Annotated in this window: 14 protein-coding genes; 8 read left to right on the top strand and 6 right to left on the bottom strand. The window is 39.4% G+C overall.

Annotated elements, in window-relative coordinates; translation table 11 throughout:
* Nucleotides 1–24 precede the first annotated feature (24 nt).
* A complete protein-coding gene (locus tag IRQ78_RS03355) occupies nt 25–4,560 on the top strand; it encodes an EAL domain-containing protein (protein WP_323741523.1) in 4,536 nt (1,511 codons plus the stop codon).
* Here the strand turns inward: IRQ78_RS03355 and IRQ78_RS03350 are convergent.
* The 5 genes from IRQ78_RS03350 to IRQ78_RS03330 form a co-directional block, all read right to left on the bottom strand.
* The gene (locus IRQ78_RS03350; protein ID WP_235523722.1) at nt 4,532–6,805 is read right to left on the bottom strand and encodes a response regulator; all 2,274 of its coding nucleotides are present in this window, start codon (nt 6,803–6,805) and stop codon (nt 4,532–4,534) included. The two genes, IRQ78_RS03355 and IRQ78_RS03350, sit on opposite strands and share 29 nt — an antisense overlap.
* 579 nt (nt 6,806–7,384) lie before the next feature.
* Nucleotides 7,385–8,278: a cation diffusion facilitator family transporter gene (locus IRQ78_RS03345; RefSeq protein ID WP_054554589.1), complete on the bottom strand. Its 894-nt coding sequence runs from the start codon at nt 8,276–8,278 to the stop codon at nt 7,385–7,387.
* A 137-nt stretch (nt 8,279–8,415) separates the two neighbouring features.
* Nucleotides 8,416–12,318 (bottom strand): cobaltochelatase subunit CobN, encoded by a 3,903-nt coding sequence (cobN, locus tag IRQ78_RS03340; RefSeq protein ID WP_194441337.1) that lies wholly within the window; start codon nt 12,316–12,318, stop codon nt 8,416–8,418.
* Complete coding sequence (locus IRQ78_RS03335) at nt 12,315–12,659, bottom strand: DUF2149 domain-containing protein (protein ID WP_054554591.1); 345 nt, start codon at nt 12,657–12,659, stop codon at nt 12,315–12,317. Before IRQ78_RS03335 ends, cobN begins: the two co-directional genes overlap by 4 nt.
* Before the next feature lies 1 nt (nt 12,660).
* Entirely contained in the window at nt 12,661–13,188 is a 528-nt protein-coding gene (locus tag IRQ78_RS03330; protein WP_054554592.1) for a MotA/TolQ/ExbB proton channel family protein, read from the bottom strand.
* 179 nt (nt 13,189–13,367) lie between these two features.
* On the opposite strand from IRQ78_RS03330, the gene IRQ78_RS03325 reads away from it, so the two are divergent.
* Entirely contained in the window at nt 13,368–15,548 is a 2,181-nt protein-coding gene (locus IRQ78_RS03325) for a TonB-dependent hemoglobin/transferrin/lactoferrin family receptor (RefSeq protein WP_194441336.1), read from the top strand.
* 49 nt (nt 15,549–15,597) lie between these two features.
* Here IRQ78_RS03325 and IRQ78_RS03320 read toward each other — a convergent pair whose 3' ends face one another.
* Nucleotides 15,598–16,545 (bottom strand): AraC family transcriptional regulator, encoded by a 948-nt coding sequence (locus IRQ78_RS03320; RefSeq protein WP_194441335.1) that lies wholly within the window; start codon nt 16,543–16,545, stop codon nt 15,598–15,600.
* Nucleotides 16,546–16,642: 97 nt separating this feature from the next.
* Between IRQ78_RS03320 and IRQ78_RS03315 the strand changes: the two genes are divergently transcribed.
* The 6 genes from IRQ78_RS03315 (at nt 16,643) to IRQ78_RS03290 (ending at nt 21,322) form a co-directional block, all read left to right on the top strand.
* Nucleotides 16,643–16,963, top strand: a complete 321-nt coding sequence (locus tag IRQ78_RS03315) for a DUF962 domain-containing protein (RefSeq protein WP_054553946.1) — start codon at nt 16,643–16,645, stop codon at nt 16,961–16,963.
* A gap of 9 nt (nt 16,964–16,972) precedes the next feature.
* Nucleotides 16,973–17,722, top strand: a complete 750-nt coding sequence (locus IRQ78_RS03310) for a class II aldolase/adducin family protein (RefSeq protein ID WP_228482491.1) — start codon at nt 16,973–16,975, stop codon at nt 17,720–17,722.
* Between the two features lie 9 nt (nt 17,723–17,731).
* Nucleotides 17,732–18,619, top strand: coding sequence for a bile acid:sodium symporter family protein (locus IRQ78_RS03305; RefSeq protein WP_194441334.1), 888 nt, complete (start codon nt 17,732–17,734; stop codon nt 18,617–18,619).
* 222 nt (nt 18,620–18,841) lie between these two features.
* Entirely contained in the window at nt 18,842–19,759 is a 918-nt protein-coding gene (locus tag IRQ78_RS03300) for a sensor domain-containing protein (protein WP_138599411.1), read from the top strand.
* Between the two features lie 19 nt (nt 19,760–19,778).
* Entirely contained in the window at nt 19,779–20,198 is a 420-nt protein-coding gene (locus IRQ78_RS03295) for a DUF1801 domain-containing protein (protein ID WP_194441333.1), read from the top strand.
* Between the two features lie 170 nt (nt 20,199–20,368).
* Nucleotides 20,369–21,322, top strand: a complete 954-nt coding sequence (locus tag IRQ78_RS03290; RefSeq protein ID WP_130052753.1) for an SPFH domain-containing protein — start codon at nt 20,369–20,371, stop codon at nt 21,320–21,322.
* Nucleotides 21,323–21,328: the final 6 nt, after the last annotated feature.

Genomic DNA, 21,328 nt, shown 5'->3' with positions numbered 1-21,328 from the left:
TAATAATTTAGGGTTAATCAGTCGGTGCCTAAACTTTTTCTTTTGATATTCAATTTGCTGTTCTTCACGCTCACCTTTTCAGTGAATGCACAAAACTATGCTTTGCAAATGCAGCGGATCTCTACAGATGAAGGGTTAACCCAAGGTAGTGTTACTAAAATCGTGCAAGATGATTTAGGCTTTATTTGGGTTGGCACTTATCAAGGCTTAAATAGATATGACGGCTATCAAGTAGCCGCTTTTGCTGGCGAATATATGCTTGATCAACGACAGATCACTTTTATGACTAAAACCAGTGATGGCAAGATTTTTGTGAGTACTGAGTTTTCAGGTGCTTACTTCATAAACCCAAAAACACTCAGTGTCGAAAAAGTCTATTCAGGAAAACTAACCCCTGAAGATGTTTATTTTTCCCCTATTCTTGCACTCGAAGAAGATGACAGTCATTTCTTTTTCGCAATCAATCAGCACCTTTATTCTTACCATAAGCAAACCAAAAAGTTTTTGCATGAGTTTTCAATCGATAAGCAAGATGACTTTATTCGTGCTTTAGCTCTGCATGATAATTTTTTATACATTGGAACAACCGCAGGACTTTTTTCAAAAAACTTAGTGGATGATCATGTTTCTCGTATTGAGCTTGCTGATGAAAATAAATTAAATAACGATAATAAAAACGCAAAATTTTTGCATCTGGATCCTCAATTAGGTCTGTTAGTTGGTACAGTCGAAGGAATGTACAACATTCCATTTAATGCAGATAAACTTCTCGCAGTAGATAAAACCAAACTATTGGTTCCTGAATTAAATATTTGGGATTTCGCATCTAGTAAATTTGGTGAGTATATTGTCACTGAAAAAGGCTTATTCGAATTTAATAGGGAAACTCTATCCGCCGAATTTATTTTGAGCTATGAGCAAAGTAAATTTTTAATGACCGACAATACAATTGTCGACGTGATGATTGATAAAACAGGATTGCTATGGCTTGCATCTCGTTCGCAGGGAGTTTTTACATGGTCCACCTTAGCAAGGCGTTTTAAGCATATCGAATCAACGTCTACTTCTGGTAATGTCAACAATAGTGTTTGGGCGGTATTGCAAGACAGCGAAAACATTATTTGGTTCGGCACCGAAAATGGCATGCTGAAGTATAACCAATTAACAAACTCCATCAGCCCTTACCTAGTTAATGACGATATAAAAGCCTTTCATGGAGAACATGCTGTATATGGCATTGCACAGGCAGAAATAGAACCATCTGAACGCTTTCTGTGGCTTATGAAGTACAGAGGCTTAGCGCTCTTTGATAAGATCAGCGGTGATTTAGTGCCTTTAAAAGGCAGTAAAGAAGTGATTAATATATTAGAAAATGAGCCAAGTTGGGGCTTTCATACTTTAGGTTCAGATCAATTTGCATTTATTACTCAAGAAAACTTTTATCGCTACAATGGTAAAACAGGTGAATTACGAACTATTAAGGGACTAAAAGAACAAGTCGATATTATCAATGCGCACTCTTTTTTAAAGCCGCTCTCGAGTCACCCTAACGACTATTTGTTAAGTATGTCTGGCCATTTGTATCGTTATAATGAGCAAACTGAAAAATTGACACTTGTTTATCAAGTCGAAAACTTCAATCCACTCACATTTTCTGTGATTGATGATTGGGTTATTGACCACAATGATACACTTTGGCTGGCTTCATCTAACGAAGGGTTAATTGCTGTTGACTCTCACTCCTACGCTGTTAAACATCGCTTAGGCACTCAATCTGGTCTCAATGCAAAATCAGTGTATGGCTTACAAATCGACCGCTTTGGTTTTTTATGGGCTAGTTCGCAAAATGGCCTGTATAGAATTGATTTAAGTTCAAGAAGTGTCAATTCGTATTTTATCCGTGATGGCCTTTCAGCTAATGAGTTTAATGTTGATGCCGATGCAACGCTAGACAATGGCCAAATTGGCTTTGGTTCGACAAGGGGCTTATTGTTAATCGCACCTGAAGACTTTTTAACTTCACCAACAGAATTAGATGCGATAAATACTGAAATTACTCATGTTTCTTTGCTCTCTCGCGAGCTGAACTATCATCCATACAAATATATCAATAACCCTCTTCAAATGACTGCTGAAGACATCGGTCTTGAGGTTAGCTTTTCTAACTTTGATACTATCAATAAGGATAAAACAACTTATAAAGTAACTTTAGAGGGACCAACGTCATTAAATTACGACAAATTAACCACTAACAAAGTATTTTTTACCAAGCTACCTCCCGGACAATATATCTTGTCTGTTGCTTCTAACTCCGAGAGCTCCAAAGTCAGTTCAGCAACAAGACAATTACAGTTTAATATTGCCTATGCACCTTGGTCTTCACCAGTTGCGATAACAGGTTATGTGCTGCTCATTTTTGCCATACTCTTTTTCTTTTTTTGGCAATACAGAGCACGTCAACAAGTACTGAATAAAGCGCATGCTGATGTTGTTAAATCGCAACAACAAACTGAATTAGCACTGAGCAGTAACAAAAGTGGGGTATGGGAAGCCAATTTAAGCCAGCAAACGCTTTTAAATAATCGCTTTGTGACAGAGCTGGGTTACCACAAGAGTAACGAGAGTTTAGCCCTCATTGAGTTCCTTGATTTTATTCATCCAGCAGACCGTAGTGCCTACTTAAACCATTGGAATGCCTTTGCAAAACAATCAAATCAAGAACAATGGAATATCACCTACCGTTTAAATCATCAAAATGGTAAGTGGTTATGGTATCAGGACATTGGCCGTGTCGTCGAAGTTGATGAAGCAAATAAGCCAATAAAAGTAACAGGTATCTATACCAACATTACCGAACAAAGAGCAAATGCACTACAAGCAAGTGTGCTCGGTGAAGCTTTCAGCCAGATAAATGACTGGCTTTTAATTTTAGACAGCCAGTTAAAACCATTTTCAGCAAATACAAGCTTCAGTGATACGTTTGATATTACAGGCAATATAACTGATCTAACAATTAAGGACTTTGTTCGCACAATAGGTAGGGCTCAGTTCTTAAGATACATCAATGTGTTAAAAACATTAAAACCAAAACAAAACTGGAAAACAGAAGCTTATATACACACTCAAAAAAATCCATCCCACCCTGTTCATATCAGTGTTACTGCAGTTGCGAAAGATAATCAAGCGATTAGTCATTATGTGATTGTAATTTCAGATCTTACAGAACAAAAGCGTGCTGAAGATGAGTTACGTTATTTAGCGAATTACGATCCATTAACGGGCTTACCAAATCGTTCATTAATGCATTCAAAAATCAATAATTGTATAAATCATTCTAAAAAGCATAACAAGTTAGCAGCCTTGTTATTTATTGATTTAGATAAATTTAAGCCAGTGAATGACTCTTTTGGCCATGCTGTTGGTGACCAATTGCTGTGCAATATTACGCAACGTGTAAGTTTACTTTTACCTAATAATGCAACGGTTGGTAGACAAAGTGGCGATGAGTTTTTAGTGTTAGTCAAAGATCTTCATTCGCCTCAAACGTTGAGCGAATTAGTTAAGCAACTTACACAAGAATTAGCAAATAAAGTCATTATTGACGATTTTTCTATCAATATTTCAGCCAGTATTGGGGTTGCACTCTATCCTTTTGATGCTAAAACAGCTGATGAGTTAATACGCAATTCTGATATTGCCATGATGCATGCCAAACAATCTGGGCGAAACAATTTCAAATACTTTACCGAGCAGATGAATAACCAGCTCACTAAAAAGTTATTACTCGAAAATGCGTTAAAAGATGCCTTTAAAGATGATGAGCTTTTTAATAATTATCAGCCAATTGTTAATGCTAAAACGAAGCAAATTAATGGTGTTGAATTATTAATGCGCTGGAAGACAGAACAAGGTTTTATTTCACCTGCTGAGTTTATCCCTATTGCAGAAGAAATTGGTTTAATCGATGTACTTACAGAACAGGCTTTAAATCGAGCTTTAACAGAATTGCAGCCAATTTTAAGATCAAACCCTCGTTTTTACCTTTCTTTAAATGTATCGCCAACGCACATATTAAAGGCGAACTTAACCGAAAGACTCTTGTTGATCCTGAATAATTTTCGCATTAAGCCTGCGCAATTGCGCTTAGAGATTACTGAAAACACATTACTAGAAGACAAAGATAAAGCCTCAAAGCAACTACGAAAGTTAAAAAATGCGGGTTTTAAACTATTACTTGATGACTTTGGTACCGGATATTCTTCACTGACTTACCTCAGTCAGTTTCCAATTGACGTCATTAAAATAGACCAAAGTTTTGTGCGCAATATTGGGCATGATCGAAGTAACGAATCAATTATCAAAACAATCCATGCGTTATCCGCTAATTTAGGCCTTTATTGTATTGCCGAAGGCGTTGAAACTATTGAGCAAATTAAATTTTTACAACACATGGGCTGTGATGACTTTCAAGGTTACTACTTTGCAAAACCTATGCTTTCTGAAGACCTACTTGCAGAACAAAACTTGCAATCTATTGTTGCTCGTTTAAAAGAGCTTTAAGCCATTTGTTTAAACACGCATATAATTGGTCTTTATTAATTGGCTTTGAGATAAAATCATCCATGCCAGCAACAAGGCAACGCTGCTGATCCTCTTCAAATGCATTCGCAGTGATGGCAATGATTATAGCCTGACCATACAAGTGCGGGTTCTGTTTTATTTCTTTTGTACATTGATAGCCATCCATATTTGGCATTTGGCAGTCCATAAGGATAATATCAGCTTGATAACTCTGCAGTATCTCAAGTGCTTCAAGGCCGTCATTTGCTTGTTTGAGATTACACTGAGTGGAACGCAGCATCTTTTTCAATACAATTTGATTAACAGGGTTATCTTCAACTAGTAAGATATTCAAACCTGCTAATTGGGGAGTCGCAGTACTTTGGTTATCCACTGAGGCTGAATTACTAATAATTACAGGCATCGTGATGGTGAACTCACTACCAACGCCTTCTTGACTTGTTAGCTTAAGCTCCCCTGCCATTAACTCAATAATTCGCTTACTAATGGTTAGCCCAAGTCCCGTTCCGCCATATTTACGTGTGGTAGAAATGTCGGCTTGAGTAAACTCGGTAAACAGTTTTGCCTGCTGCTCACTTGAAATCCCGATGCCTGTATCACGAATGCTGATCTGCATTCGGTCATTAACCATAGTACAGCTCATGGTAATGTCGCCCGACTCTGTGAACTTGCCGGCATTACTCAAAATATTATTTATAACTTGGCTAAACCTTAAAGGGTCTAAACTGATACAACTTGGTACAGAGTCACTAATGTTAAGCTTAAACGTCACCCCTTTTTTTACGCTTGTACTACTAAACACCTTGGCAATTTGTTCAAGTAACTTAGTTATTTCAACTGCACGATACTCTAATTTTAAAGCACCCGCCTCTATTTTGGAGAAATCTAAAATATCATTTAAAATCAGCAGTAAGTTATTCGCACTTTGATGGATCATCACTAACTCTTCGTGTTCTTCTTCTGCTAAATCTTTATTATCTAGTAACAGCTGAGTCATCCCTAAAATACCATTTAGCGGAGTTCGAATTTCGTGACTCATATTAGCCAAAAACTGAGATTTAGTGCGGTTAGCATTATTTGCAGCCCGTACAGCTTCAACCAACTCATTGGTTTTATCATCAACCTGTTTTTCTAGTTGTGCATTAAAGTCTTTCAGTCTTACGTTTAGTAATTCATTTTCGTGGTTCGCTTGATGTAGACGATTGAAGCTCAGTGCAAGCTTATTCGCAAGGCTCGAAAATTGTGATTGCAAGCGGCTCACTTCTAACCAAGTTTGCGGTAAATACGTGTCAGTATCAGCATTTTCTGGCTCAAATTTATCAATTTGTTCAGCAAGTTTGCGTATCGGTGTTGTCAGCCAACGACTTAGTTGAGTGATGAAAACGCTTGTTAGTAAAATAATAAAAATGATCATAACCAATGACTGTCCCCATGCATTTACAGCGACATCATTCGCGTGTTTTCGGTTTAGCATGGTCATAACCATCCAATTATGGTCAGCTAAGCGCGCTTGCTTAGCATAATATTGCTGCTCATTGTGTGCATCAAATATGATAAAACGCTCTTCATTCGCAAATGAATCAATCTCTTCATTGCTTAGTTGTTGCATCTCTTTAAAATCATCGATGGTGCTAAACACAACTTTATTAGCCGCATCGAGTATTAGTAAATCACCTTGATGACTAAATAAACTTGGACGTAAACTAGCAAAGTAATCAAACATCAGCGAGCCTTCGACCACGCCAGTAAACATATCCTCAATATAAATAGGCGCTGAAACCGCAACAATGGGCAGAGAACCAAAACCACGCCCTTTAAAAATAGTCGAAATATAACCCTGCTTATTGGACGGTGCATGAATAAAGTAATCACGATCTGAAACATTTGCGCGAATGTTTGACTGCTGCAAACTTACAGCTAATGATTGGGGGTAAAAATGAGTAACATCTGCAAAAGCATCAGTGATGATTTGAGTTCTAAAATCTGGGTACAGATTAGCCATATTCTCAAGTGCAACCTGTTTGGGTAGCCCATGAGCAATACTTTTTGCGGTTAGAACCACTCCTTTTTTATGGTGCTCTAAATGCGAATCGATAACTCGCGCTATTTCATTCGCTTTTTCATTAAGTTGAGCGTTAACCTCATACTCTATGCGAGCATAGTGATTGTTAGTCAAAACAATTGAAGTGAGTATTACCACTAAAATGACTAACAAGCTAACCACGTAATTAAGTATTTTATCCAAAGAGGAATAATATTTGTGCCAAGAGTATCGACTAAAGAAAAAGCTCAATAAATCTATTACAGACAAGTAAATAACTGCATTTAAACAGTACTTAGCCAATGCTATCAACAGAGTGAGTGTGGGTAATGCTAAAAAATAGTGCCCAAATACCCAAAGAATGGGTGAACCTATAACAAACCAAAAAAGCATCCCTCTCAAAAAGACAGGACGCGCCTTAGACAGGCAATATAATTGTAAAAATATAAGCTCTAAGGCAAAAACAATGGATGGCCAAGCATGGCCCCAGCGATAAAATATGAAGCCAGTACTAATGATAAAGGTGATAATTGCATAGCGCCAACCGAGTAAAAGCAGGCTTAAAATGACAAAAAATTGCCCAAGCAGAAACTCAGAGCTATCCAAAAAAAATACTGGCAATAAATTAACTAGACCTGCAATGCAACCAAGCAACAGCGCAGCTAAAAAGTTAATATAAAATGGCTTATTTTGAAGCAAAAAAGGCATCCTAACACCCTAGCGATACCTTTAAATTAAAAGAAAATTAAACATTTTGCCACTTTAATTAACATAATGGCATTCATGACTTTCGATTTGTAAAACACTTTTGTTTACTTTAAAGCGTGAAAGCAATAGCTGTTCTACTTTAAGTCGACACGCCTCATCATGCTTTTCCACGGTACAATGCTGCTTTAACACCACATGTGCTCCCACAACAATATCTTTGTCTTGGCGCATTACCGTTACATTATGCACATTTTGAACGTGTTCTATTGATGCAATACTTTGCTCAATAGCTGCTACATCAGGAAGCTTACTACGGTTTTCCAGTAACCCTTTAATACAGCGAATAATCACTTTAACCCCAGTGAACAATACAAAGATCGCTATGAGCATACTCGAAATAATATCGATTTCTGCCCACCCGGTTAAGTAGATTAAAATTCCAGCAAAGAAAGTAGAAACTGTCGAAATTAAGTCAAAGAACGAATGGAGAAATACCGCATATACATTAATGCTTGCCTTACGCCCTTTATACAAAACCCATGCAGCTGCGCCATGAAACAAAAATCCAATAGCAGATATAACTGACATCAAATAGCTATTGATTTGTAGTTCATGCCCATCACTGTGATGGAAATAACGTTCTCCACCTTCGTAAAGAATAACTAAGCTAATGCTTAAGTACAAAACACCATTGATCAAGCCACCGGTCAGTTCAGCTCGTTGGTAACCATCGTTAAAGTTTTTTGCAAAGTAAATCGCCATGCTTGAAGCAATAAGTGCAATAAATAAAGAACTGTTATGAACAAACAAATGCCCAGCATCAGCAAGTACAGCAAGCGAATTAGAATAATAGGCACCAATAATCTGAATAACCATAAACGAGCACGTTATGGCTAAAGCAATTAACAAGCGGCGTCTAGAAGCTTGGTGTGTTGTAATATCTGTCATGAAGAAGTGGAAAACCTATTCGCTGGAGATGGAAATGATATAAAGTCGCAATTGTAATACGTGACGCGGCTAAACGCACTAAAAAGTTATGAAAGGCGGCCAAAAACCTAGCCTCGACCGCCTTTTGTAAGGTAATGCTATTGTTTCACTCTTATAAAGGGGCTAATCATTCCAGTAAAGAAAATCCCGCCTAATAGCCACCATAATGTATAGTCAGATTCTGTCTGTTTACCTTGTTCAACCTGTTCAAGTTTTTGGCCACTCACTTGCTGACTAGCAGAACTTACACTGTTGGCAAGTTCTGGTGCCGCTTGCCCAGGTACTAAAGGTGCAAGACCAAAGCCAGCATTTTGCTCTTTTACGAACTCGGTAAATGTTTCATTGTCTGTAACAACATCATGTTGATTAGCAATTTCAGTGTAGGTTTCAAGCATTTTCTTCAGTGTCTCGGCATCAGCTTGCCAATAACCTTTGCGAACAGCCTCTAACATTCGCTCAATGATTTGTGCTAATGCTTCAGCGTTATGTTGCTCAAAGAATTCGCGCATTTGCATATCGTATTTATCATCAACATACACTTCAAAGAATTCTTGCCATTGATCATCTCTTACCGCGTCGGGGGTCATAACTTCCCAGCCCCACATGTTGTTCATACGGTCTAAAATAGCAGTAGCCCCAGCATAACCTGAGTCTTGCATCGCTTTAATCCAGCGAGGGTGAAAATAACGACTGCGCATCTCGTTACTGATAAACTGATCTAAAGTTTGAATTTTCTCCTGCCCCTTACGGCGCAAATTAGAGACATACATTTGTGGTGTTTTACCATCAATATTACGAACCGCTAGGCCTATGCCACCAAAGTATTGGAACGGATCATCATTTGTCATGAGTGCATAAAGGTTACTTGAACGAGAAAACACCACCCCATCTGTGCCCGACAACACCTTTTCGTATAGCCCTGTTTCTGATAAATTTTCGCTCCAGCGAGCCTCATCTTTACCAAAACCAAAGCCCATTCGTTCTAAATACAAATTAGCCAGCTTACTGTCATTTTCCCAGCTATCAGAGTCAAGCGCTCCCCCCGCAAGCCCTGTACCGTATGCTCCACTTTCATTAGAAAAAATACGTACAGAAGATAAGTAATCTGCATCCTCTTCACTTTTACCTTCGTCTAATAGTGTTTGCTTGAGGGTCATTGAGTGACGATAAACAAAGTTATTGTCTTCTTTCATCTTTGCCACTTTATCTATTGCCTCGGCAATCCAAAGCATGACATTAGGAAATGCATCACGGTACAAGCCTGTCGCAGAAACCACTACATCAATACGTGGCCTGCCAAGCTCTGAGTATGGGATCACTTCAGTGCCAACAATGTTGCCCTGATTATTCCACTTCGGCTTTATCCCCATTGCATGGAGAATTTGTGCTTCTAATGCACCTTGATGACGCATTGTTTCAAGTGACCAAAGTGAAAAAGCAAGCTTCTGTGGGTAGCGGCCATGTTCTGCTTGATACTGCTGTACAGTTTGTTCAAGCATCTTTACCCCAGCCTGATAAGCTTCTTTCGAAGGTACTTTCGCTGGGTTAAAGCCAATTAAGTTTCGACCTGTTGGTACAGCCGCCGGATTACGAATAGGGTCATTACCGTGACTTACTGGTATATACTGACCATTCAAACCGTTTAGCAAACCGGTGATTTCTTCACTTTTGTGAAAGTTTTGCCAGTACTCTTTTGCTGTCGCAATATCACTTTGTAACGACTCAGGGATGGCTAAGTTACTATTTTCGCCCAGCACTCGCGCTAGTAACTGAAATCCTTCTAATGCCTCTAACTTTACAACCTTGCGCTCGTCCTCACGTTCAGACTCGCCAATAGCAATACCGATTTCTCGCTCAAATTCACCTGCTTGTTTAGTGAAATCATCACCAAGCATTTGCAAAATAGTACTGTAAAGATGGGCATTGATTGGTAGCTCACCAAAAATATGAACTCCCAGCGGCTGGCTCATCTGTGCCAGTGTGTTTAAGTGATCTTGTAAGACGGTAATCTTGTCAGCAAATTGAGCTGCTAAAGTAGCTTCATCAAGGTCGAGGTCTTTTAACATATTCAATTGCTTAGCAAGCTTAATTATTTCTTGCTGCGTATTTGATTTTGTTTGCCCTTCATCCAACATTAAATAGTTGGTGATCAGTTCGTTTAATTTTGCCACTTCAGTGTATAGCCCTGCTTTTGCAAAGCCTGGGGTTAAGTGGCTGATCATGGTGGCACGACCACGACGCTTTGCCTGCATCGCTTCACCGACATTATCAATAATGTACGGATAGAAAACAGGAATATTGCCTATCGCTAAGTTTGGCGCATCATAAACCGATAAGCCTCGCTCTTTACCACTAAGCCACTCTTGTGAACCATGAGTACCTAAATGCATCACCGCATCAGCATTAAAAACATCACGTGCGTATAGATAAATAGCTAAGTAACTATGATTGATGACCGATTTAGTACTGTGATACTGGGCAGCATGCTGCTTTGCCGTTTCACCACGCACACCTTGAGGAAGTACAATCATGTTACCCAGTTCCATGCGCGGAATGACAAACATCATTTCGCCATTGTGCATACGCAACATACCGCTTTCACTTGGTTGGCCATATTTATCAATAATTGGCTGAGTGACATCCTGAGGCAGGCTATCAAACCAAGTTTGATAGATACTTAGCGGTAAATAATCTGCGAGTCCGAGTTTTACCAAAGCCTCAGCATCTTCACCACGATAATAAGGACGGAGCAACTTACCCGCTTGCTCAACTAACGTGGCTGTATCCGTTTGTTTTACTTGGTAACCCTTATCGAGCATCGCTTTTGCGATGTTAGCAATCGAACTCGGTACATCTAAAAATGCAGCGCCAATATTCTTTTCACCCGGCGGGTAGTTCCAAATAAAGGTGGCGACTTTTTTATTTGTGTTTTTAATGTGCGCTAAATTGGCATGGTTAAATGCACGCTCAACCAACGCATTAAGTTGCGCTTGCATTGCCACCTTACTGCCCTTTTCATTAGCGGCAATAATAACTGGGTCGGTGCTACCCGTATCTTCTGGCATTACAAGAAAGAACGGAGTGAGTGCTGGTGATACACCCGCATGATCTTCTTTAAAAGCCTGTTCATCGCCTTCGGTATAGTTAAGTGCATGAATAACAGGCACACCAATTTGCATAAACTCTGCGCGGCGTTTCTCAACATAGTGCAATGAGCGATAGTTAATGATTAAATCTACCCGTGAGCCAGTTTCATCACTCAGTAACTCTGGGTAGGTTAATGCTTCGTCATTGCCTTCAAAGAAAAACGCCAATGCTTTCGCACCTTTGTTCTGAAGACCAGTAATTAATGCATCAACTATTTGTTGCTGTTCATAATCAATGACTGAACGATGAATCGCTATCGCTATAACTGGTTGAGTTGGCTTAGCCTCTAACCAATTAAAAAACTGCGTTTCATCAGCACTAACATGGCCGTCAAACTCAGGGTGATATAAACCAACGTTTGGAATGACTTTAACTGGCTCTGCTGGCACATCTGAGAGTTTAAAAATGGCATTTGCAATATAAAGCATCATATTACGATAATTATCGCGCCCAGCATTATTGTAATAACCGCCAAGGTGAGTATGTTGCTGCTCAGATAAACCGCTATTCATTGCTGAGTTTTCCATATCACCGAGTGAGATCACTGGCACATTGGGGTACTCAGTTAAATATGGCTGATACTTAGCAAACATATATTTTGAAAGCGCAGGGTTGATGCCATCCAACAAAATCAGCTCAGCATTTTGCCAAGCTTGTTTAATCTCTTCGTCTGTTTTGCCTTTAGTACTAAAATTAGTAAAGGTGAACGGTTGATCTTCAGCAAGGCTTGTTAGCAATGCCCCTTTCGATTTAGCCACATGACCCGACATCATTATAAGCACTTCAGGCTTTTGTGCTGCATGTGAAGTCAGTGCGCTGAATAAAAGCAGCGCATACGTTATTATTCTTATCATTGTGTATTCTCTTGTTTGCCCGTTGCTGAGCCATCACTTTCGGGGACATATACAAAGCTACCGTCAGCCATTTTATAAGCCACACCAGCGCGCATGCCCTCGCCAGAACCGATTTCACCGTTAGATTTATATTGTTTAATCTCCTTGCCCTCTTTAACAATTACTTCCATATTTGGCTCACCGGCATTTTTAACAACAGTCACGTTTTCTGCCGTAAAAGGGCTGAGTGGGTTTTGTGCAATTGCAATAAGAAGTGCAGCAATAATCACCAGAAATACATCAACCAGATTAACGGCACTGACAATTGGGTTTAACTCTTCATCTTCGTCTAAAAAGCGCATGTTATTGCCCTCTTAATTTACGAATATTGATAAGTTCTTGAGCGCACCAACGTTTTTTAACCGAAGCTGGCCAAAACGTTAGGGTCGAAATAACCAAGCCCCAAATAACCGCTGCAAAGGCAATGATTAAATTTTCGCTGATCCCCTGAATGTTGCCATCGGCAAGGGCTTTTAATGCAGGTCCCATTGGGATCATCGTCGCAATTAGTCCAAGCATAGGTGCAATACGGGTAACAACTCTAAGTACTTCTAGTTGTTTTAACGCAAACACTTCAAGCTCATCCTCAGATGCAGTTGGATTCGCTACATAGTAATTATGGACATAAAAGCCTCTGTAATTCGTGGCCGTTTTAGTATCGATATCTCGCTGATAAGCAAGCTGATTTTTTCTTCTGATTAGATATTCAGATACAAACCTCCCTGCTGCGAAAAACGCATAAACAAAGAGTACTGCAATCACTAAAATCACAGGTGCCATTAGAAGAGCTGACACATCAGCCATAAGTTGTTCGATTATTTGGATATTCACATTATTGCCCCAGTAAATTTGACGGGCTCAAATGTACGTGAAAACACACACCATTACAATAATGCAAATAGGAACAATTTGCATTTATATTGATCTTTATAAAAATAGGCGTATTATTCTGGCAAAAATTAAACAGTTCTTTGTACACAAATAATATAAAGCTCCTAAGGAAACCAATAATGCGCCTAGCTAAAACACATTCTTTACGCATTTTAATCGCTGCGACTCTTGCAGCTTCTGCAACACCTACCATTGCCGATGAGTCAATCAAAGCTGACGATTTAGAAGTAATTGTTGTTAGTGGCTCGCGTACTGAAAAACCATTAAAAGATGTTGCTGCGAGTATTTCTGTAATAACAAGTGACGATATTGAAAAACAAGTTGTTACTGATATGAGTCAATTATTCTTATATGACCCAAGTATTCAGGTAACTGGCCGTGTTGGCGGTGCACAAAACATTCAAGTACGAGGTATGGGTTCTGATCGTATTCTGATGATTAAAGACGGCATGCGAATGAACGAAGGCTACGGTGCAAACGGCTTGAACGATATTGTGGGTCGTGGCTTTATTGATACCGATACTTTAAAGCAAGTTGAAGTTGCAAAGGGTGCTGCATCTTCGCTTTATGGCTCAGATGCACTGGGCGGAATCGTGGTGTTTACAACTAAAGATGCAAGCGACTATTTACAAGACGGTGAGCAGTTTGGCGGCCGTGTGAAATTAGGTTACAGCGACTTAGATGATCAAACCAGTTTAGGTGCAACACTGTATGCTCAGCATGGTAACTTTGATCACCTATTAAGTGTAACCGCTCGTGATGGCGAGGAAGAGCAAAATAAACACCAAAGCAATGCGCCATTCGAAATTGACTCACAAAGCCTTCTTTACAAACTTAAATACAACATAAACGATAAAGATTACATTAACTTCTCTGCTGATCTGTGGCGCCAAGATGTCAATGGCGACAGTGCTGATGGCCTACTTACCTATTTCCGTGGCTTAGCAGAATATGGCTACAATATTGCCACCGAAAACACGCAAACAGAAAAAGATAGCGACTCATATCGCTTTAGTTACAACAATAATTCAGCCAATCGCTTATGGGATAGCGCTCAGTTTAACCTTTACTACACTAATAACCGCCAAGACGACCAAGAGTATGCGTTATTAGACATCAATGCGCCAATGTTTGGTACCGTTGAAATGCGTGACATGTGGAAAACAGGCACCTACGAGCAAACAACCTATGGTTTAATCTCCCATGCAAGTAAAGCCTTAAATAAACATCACACTCTTGGTTATGGTATTGATGTTGAAACAACCGAAAGCTTACGCACTGTGCATGAATATCGTGAAGTTGAAGGCGAAACAACCAAAGACGATACCACCAATAAGTTCCCTAAAAATGATACTCTTCGTGCTGGTTTATTCATCAATGACGAAATCTCATTACTAAACGACAAACTGGTTATAACGCCAGGTGTTCGTTTTGATTATTACAGTATGGATCCAAACGGCGCTTTAAAAACAGATGGTGAAGAATACGCTAAAATTGATGAAAGCAACCTCTCATTTAATTTAGGTGGCTTATATTACATCAATGATATGTTGAGCGCTTATGCGCAATACGGGCAAGGCTTTAAAGTACCTGCTTATGACCTAGCTTACATTGAGCATTATAACCAACCTACCGCTGAATACATTTATGAAGTATTACCTGCGGATGATTTAGATCCAGAGAAAAGCGATACTTTCGAGCTTGGTTTACGTGGCCACATAGGCGATTTTATTGTTACAGCAGCGGTATTCCACAATAAGTTTGATGACTTTTTAGCAACCGAATTAATAGATCGTGAAACTGTATTTAATGACGACGGCTCATTTGGATATATCCACGATAAATATCAGTATCAAAATATTGATTCAGTAACCATCAAAGGTGCAGAGTTTTCTACAACTTACTATGCAACAGATGCTATTTCTGTGTTTTTGAATGCAAGTTATCAAGACGGTAAAAATGACGAAACCGATGAATACATCAGCTCAATCAACCCTCTATCAGGTAACTTGGGTGTTAGCTTCCAAGGTGACACATTGGGTAGTGATTTAATCGTGAACTTTGCTAAAAAAATGACCAAAGTGAACGAAGGCAATTACGAAACACCAGGTTATGGTACGGTTGATTGGTTAGCACGAGCAAGCTTTGGTCAAGCTAATCTAAACTTAGCTATTCGCAACTTGTTCGACAAAACTTATTATCAGCATGGCAGCCTTGCGAACCACTCTGCATCAGATAGCTTAGAAGGGCTCGAAAGTTCTGGTCGTAGTATTTCTGCAAGCATTAGTTATAGCTTCTAATTAGTTTTTAAAACCTTGTCGAGTGCAGCAATGCACTCGACTTATGGCATTAATTTTTTTGCCTGTACACTTTTGGCGACATGCCATACCAGCGATGAAATGCATGATGAAATGCACTAATTTCAGAGTAGCCACATAAAAAGGCTATTTCTGTGACTGATAAGTCTGTTTCGTTTAACAATGACACACTTTTTAGCTGTCTTAATCTTGCCAATTCTTTACTAAAATTTGTGCCCTCTTTTGCAAGACGTCGTTGCAGCGTTTTTTCACTCATATTAAGTGCTTTTGCCATTGCTTTACTGGTGGTTTGGCCTTGAATTAAATGCTCTTCAAGTAAAATTCTCAGAACCTGCGTCACATTCGTTTGCGTCACCAGTTTCATCTGGCTTGATAACACAGGTTCACTATCGGTATTTTCGCTAAAAAATAGGCTATGGGTCGTAGCGCCGTATTCAATTTTGCAATTAAAGTGCGCATTAATCTCACTATGAGGCTCTTTACGTTGCAAGCAAATTCGCGTTGGGTGCCAATCTTTTCCCTTCACAGTGCGCGCTATTTTCACACAAAACGCCATGGGTGCCTCGTAGCTTAGCAGTGACATATCCCGCTCACCATCACTAAAGTTAAAGCGAAGTTCATACTCACTACCGTGATCGATCAAAGACACATTATGTGTATCGCCCATCAATTTTTGATAACGCAATATCAACCGAAAAGCACTCAATAGCTGTGTTGACTGAATAATAGCCATACCTACTACCGGAATAGCCCGTACATTCATGTTACTGCCAACATAAAGACCTAAATGCGTGTTTGGTAACATCGCTTGCGCCTGCTTCCAAAGCTTACTGACACTCGCTTGCGGGTATCGGGCTGTTTGGCTACTTAATTCTGCTAAAGGAATATTTGCCGCTGCAAACAACTCATTAATTGGTAAGCCCTGCCATTTAAACGACTCAGCCATAGCACGAAGCCACCAGCTTGATAAGGTTCTCATGCGCGTCCTAAACAAACAATTTAATGACCTATACTATCAAGTAAATAAAAGAATAAAAGCCTATTGTTAACCTGTAATTAACAACGGAGACAACAATATGGGCACTGTAGCAAGTAAACGCGAGTTCGCGAGCTTTAAAGAGTTTTACCCTTACTACTTACAAGAACATAAAAATAAAGTCTGTCGACGCTTACACTTCTTTGGCAGTTGGGTTGTTTTGGCTATTTTGTTTACCGCTATTTATCAGCAGCAATATAGCTGGTTAATTTTATGCCCTGTTGTGGGCTATGGCTTTGCTTGGGTTGGTCATTTCTTTTTTGAGAAAAATCGCCCCGCTACTTTTACACACCCTTTTTATAGCTTTATTGGTGATTGGGTGATGTTTAAAGACATTATTATTCGCAAAGTACCATTTTAGGAAAACACCATGACCATGAAACACACAGTATCAGAACAAGAATGGCAAGCCCGTGTTGAGCTCGCTGCCGCGTATCGCCTAGTGGCTTTATATGGCTGGGATGATTTAATTTTTACCCATATTTCAATGCGCGTTCCCGGCACAGACAACGAGTTTTTGATAAACCCGTATGGCATGATGTTTCACGAAATTACCGCATCAAGTCTTATCAAAGTAGATCAACAATGTAATAAGCTGCATGACAGCGAATACCCAGTTAACCCTGCGGGGTTTAATATCCATAGCTGTATTCATATGGCTCGAGATGATGCCCATTGCGTTATTCACACCCACTCGCTCAATGGCACGGCAGTGTCTGCCAACAAAGACGGTTTATTGCCTATCTCTCAGCAAGCTGTTGTTGTGCACTCAGGTTTGGGCTATCACGATTACGAAGGCATTGCCCTCAATCCTGCTGAGCAAGACCGTTTAGTGAATGACCTAGGTTCTAATAACTTTTTAATGCTACGTAATCATGGCCTATTAACTGTGGGTAAAACGGTCGCTGATGCATTTTTGTTTATGTATGTTTTTGAAGCGGCATGCGCTGTACAAACTCGTACGTCACAAAATACCGAACAACTCGTACAAGTACCTAGCGCGATTATTGATGGTATCAAAGGGCAAACTGAGGTTGCTACAAAGGGATTGGGTGGCGCAATTGCTTGGCCTGCCTTACTGCGCTTACTCGACAATAAAAGCCCGGGTTACGATCAATAAGGATACACCATGCAAATTGATATCATGACTAAAATAGTGCTGCCTTTAGCACTATTTATCATCATGTTTGGCATGGGGTTAGGGCTTAAAAAGCAAGACTTCGGGGCATTATTTATTAGCCCCAAAGCACTTCCAATAGGCTTAAGCTGCCAACTACTGTTATTGCCAAGCGTTGCGTTTTTAATAGCAATGAGTTTTACCCTAACCCCTGAGCTCGCTATAGGCCTGATCTTAGTGGCTTGCTGCCCGGGTGGTGTGACTTCAAATCTCTATACCTATTTATTCAAAGGGGATGTTGCGCTATCAATAAGTCTAACAACGTTAGCAACATTTATCTCACCGTTTACCTTGCCACTAATTATGCATTTTGCCATGCAAACATTGAGTGTGCCGGGTCACGAATTCGCTTTGCCAGTGATTAAAACCATAGTGCAAATGCTAATGATAACGGTACTTCCTGTTTGCTTAGGAATGGTATTTAATCACTTTAAACCCCATTTGAGCTTGAAAATAGAACCCTTTATTCGTCGTTTTTCGAGTGTATTCTTAATTGTGATAGTGCTCAGCATTATTCATAAAAATGCTGACCAAATGCTGAGCTTTTTTGCGACTAGTGGCATTGCAACGCTGACATTAAACCTCAGCACGCTGTTACTAGGGCTGTTTTTTGCAAAAATATCGGGCTTAGATCACAAGCAACAAATGAGCATTGCTGTTGAAGTTGGGCTACAAAATGGCACCCTTGCCATTTTAATTGCAAGTACCTTAATCAATAATGCCGCGATGGCAATACCTGGTGCAACATATAGCTTATCAATGTTTGTAACGGGTTATATTTTTTGTCGCTTATTTAGCGCGCATCATACAAAGCAGCTTGCCATTCTCAACAAAGCTTAAAAGCCAAAAGTGATGACTAAAAACAAGGATGTTTTTAGCATGAAGAGCACATCACCCAAAAGTAATAACAAAGTTCATCAACCATCTTAACTAATAACTTTCTATTTATTTTTCAAAACTATACCTAAATTATTAGTTGTGAGATTAACACTGTGGTCAGTCTTGTTTAATAGCATTTTTTCATTCACTATCAATTTATGGCTTGTCATATAAGGACATATTGTGGCCGAACTTACTAACACTAAACTGCCTGTCCATATTGCTGAATTAAAGTTTGCACTTGATAACGTACCTGCATACGTTTATATAAAAAACGAACTATCCCATTATGTATATGCTAATAAACTTACACTCAGTCTACTGGCGTGCACAGAGCAGGAACTTCAATTCAAAAGCGATAAAGATTTCTTTGCGCTTAATGATGTTAAGAAACTAGCTAAAATCGATTCGCGTGTGATCAAAGGAGAGCGCACAAGAGAAGAAGTGGAGTTAAATTTCCCTGATGGAAACAAATATATTTTTTGGGAAGTAAAAACTCCAATTTTTTGTGACACAGAGCCAAATAAGGTTATTGGGATTTTAGGTATTTCGACAGATATTACTGAACGAAAACAACTTGAAAAACAGCTCCTCTATGATGCATCTACAGATCCTTTAACAAAACTCTTAAACCGCCGATATTTTTATTCTCGCCTATCACTTGCGTTACAAGTTAGTAAACAAGACCTAAACTATGGTGCTGTCATCTTTATCGATCTTAACAAGTTTAAAGAGTTAAACGACCAATATGGTCATCTCATTGGAGATGCATACCTTATAGAAGTTGCTAACAGGATGAAAGCGGTCGTTCGCGACAAAGACTGTTTAGCGCGCATCGGCGGGGATGAATTCGTAATCATGCTTGAAAGGCTTGGCCGTGATGAACAAGCCGCCAAAAAAAACGCTCATCGTGTTGCCGATAAACTACAATCAGCAATTGAAACCCAATTTATATACCAAAATGTCAATTACTTCGGCTCTGCGAGTGTTGGGGTTACTATGTTTTTTGGAACTCAAAAATCGGCCAATGAAATTGTCGCACAAGCTGACCAAAAAATGTACCTTATAAAACGAACTTTGCCTCACCATGCTAATTGTTAGTTTTTAGGACAAAAATTTAATGAGCGAATTAAAAACTAAACCCAATAATACCGATGTAGATACATATATTAGCCGTATTGAACACTCAACCCGAAAGGCTGATGCAAAGGTGTTACTGGAACTATTTAGTAAAGTAACCGAACAAGCGCCAATCATGTGGGGCGACTCAATCATTGGTTTTGGTAACTACAGTTATCGCAACTCAAAAGGGGAATACAACTGGTTGATGACTGGCTTTTCGCCGCGAAAAAGTAATTTAACCCTATATGTAATGCAAGGGTTTAGCACTTTCAGTGATGAACTTTTAACGCTAGGCAAAATAAAGCACGCTAAATCTTGCCTTTACATTAATAAACTCAGCGATATAGATCTAAATGCGCTTGAGCAATTCTTAATTAAAGTTGTGGCAGATATGCGAGCAAAGTACCAATGTAGTTAATGACTATAAACTGCTTAAAATCTATCTATCTGATGTATAGCATTCTGAATGTAGTGACATATGCTGTTACTATTACTCGCTAATTTAGCCTTATAAATCATTGGCGCAGGTTGCTTTGTGGTGGTAATCTGAGCAGTGAAAAATAATATTAATTGTATTAAGGAAAGTACATGGATCCCATTTCTAGCATTTTAGACCTGTTGTTAAATGTAGAAGTCTTTCTTCTAATTTTTGTTTTAGTGCTACTAAAAAGCAGCGTTAAATTTGTACCACAAAACCGTGCTTGGTTAATCGAACGTTTTGGTAAATACCATTCAACCAAAGAAGCGGGCTTAAACTTTATTGTGCCATTTATTGACCGTATAGCCGCTGATCGCAGTTTAAAAGAACAAGCGCAAGATGTACCTTCGCAGTCTGCGATCACGAAAGATAATATCTCGCTCATCGTCGATGGTGTGCTGTATTTCCGTGTGCTTGACCCTTATAAAGCCACGTATGGTGTTGATGACTATGTGTTTGCGGTTACTCAACTATCACAAACAACAATGCGCTCTGAGCTTGGCAAAATGGAGCTAGATAAAACCTTTGAAGAGCGCGACATGTTAAACACCAACATAGTTACCGCGATTAACCAAGCTTCTGAGCCTTGGGGTATTCAGGTTTTACGTTACGAGATTAAAGATATTGTGCCACCTAACTCTGTCATGGAAGCGATGGAAGCACAAATGAAAGCAGAACGTGTAAAACGTGCACAAATTTTAGAATCAGAAGGTGATCGTCAGTCTGCTATCAATGTGGCAGAAGGTAAAAAGCAAGCCCAAGTTCTTGCAGCAGAAGCTGAAAAAGCAGAGCAAATTTTACGTGCTGAAGGTGAAGCAAAAGCGATTATCGCCGTTGCTGAAGCACAAGCAGATGCACTACGTAAAGTAGGTGAAGCCGCCGATACAGAGCAAGGCCAAAAAGCAATTCAACTTGACCTTGCTACTAAAGCCATTGCCGCTAAAGAAGCCATTGCTCGTGAGTCATCTGTGGTATTACTGCCAGAGAGTGGCACAGATGCAAGCTCGCTTGTAGCTCAAGGCATGTCTATTATTAACTCTTTGAATAAAAAGCAACAAAGTTAGGTGAGC

Source organism: Pseudoalteromonas simplex (assembly GCF_015278155.1).
GTDB classification, from domain to species: domain Bacteria; phylum Pseudomonadota; class Gammaproteobacteria; order Enterobacterales; family Alteromonadaceae; genus Pseudoalteromonas; species Pseudoalteromonas simplex.
The sequence above is the reverse complement of the archived record's forward strand: the minus strand, read 5'-3'. Positions and strand labels throughout refer to the sequence as shown.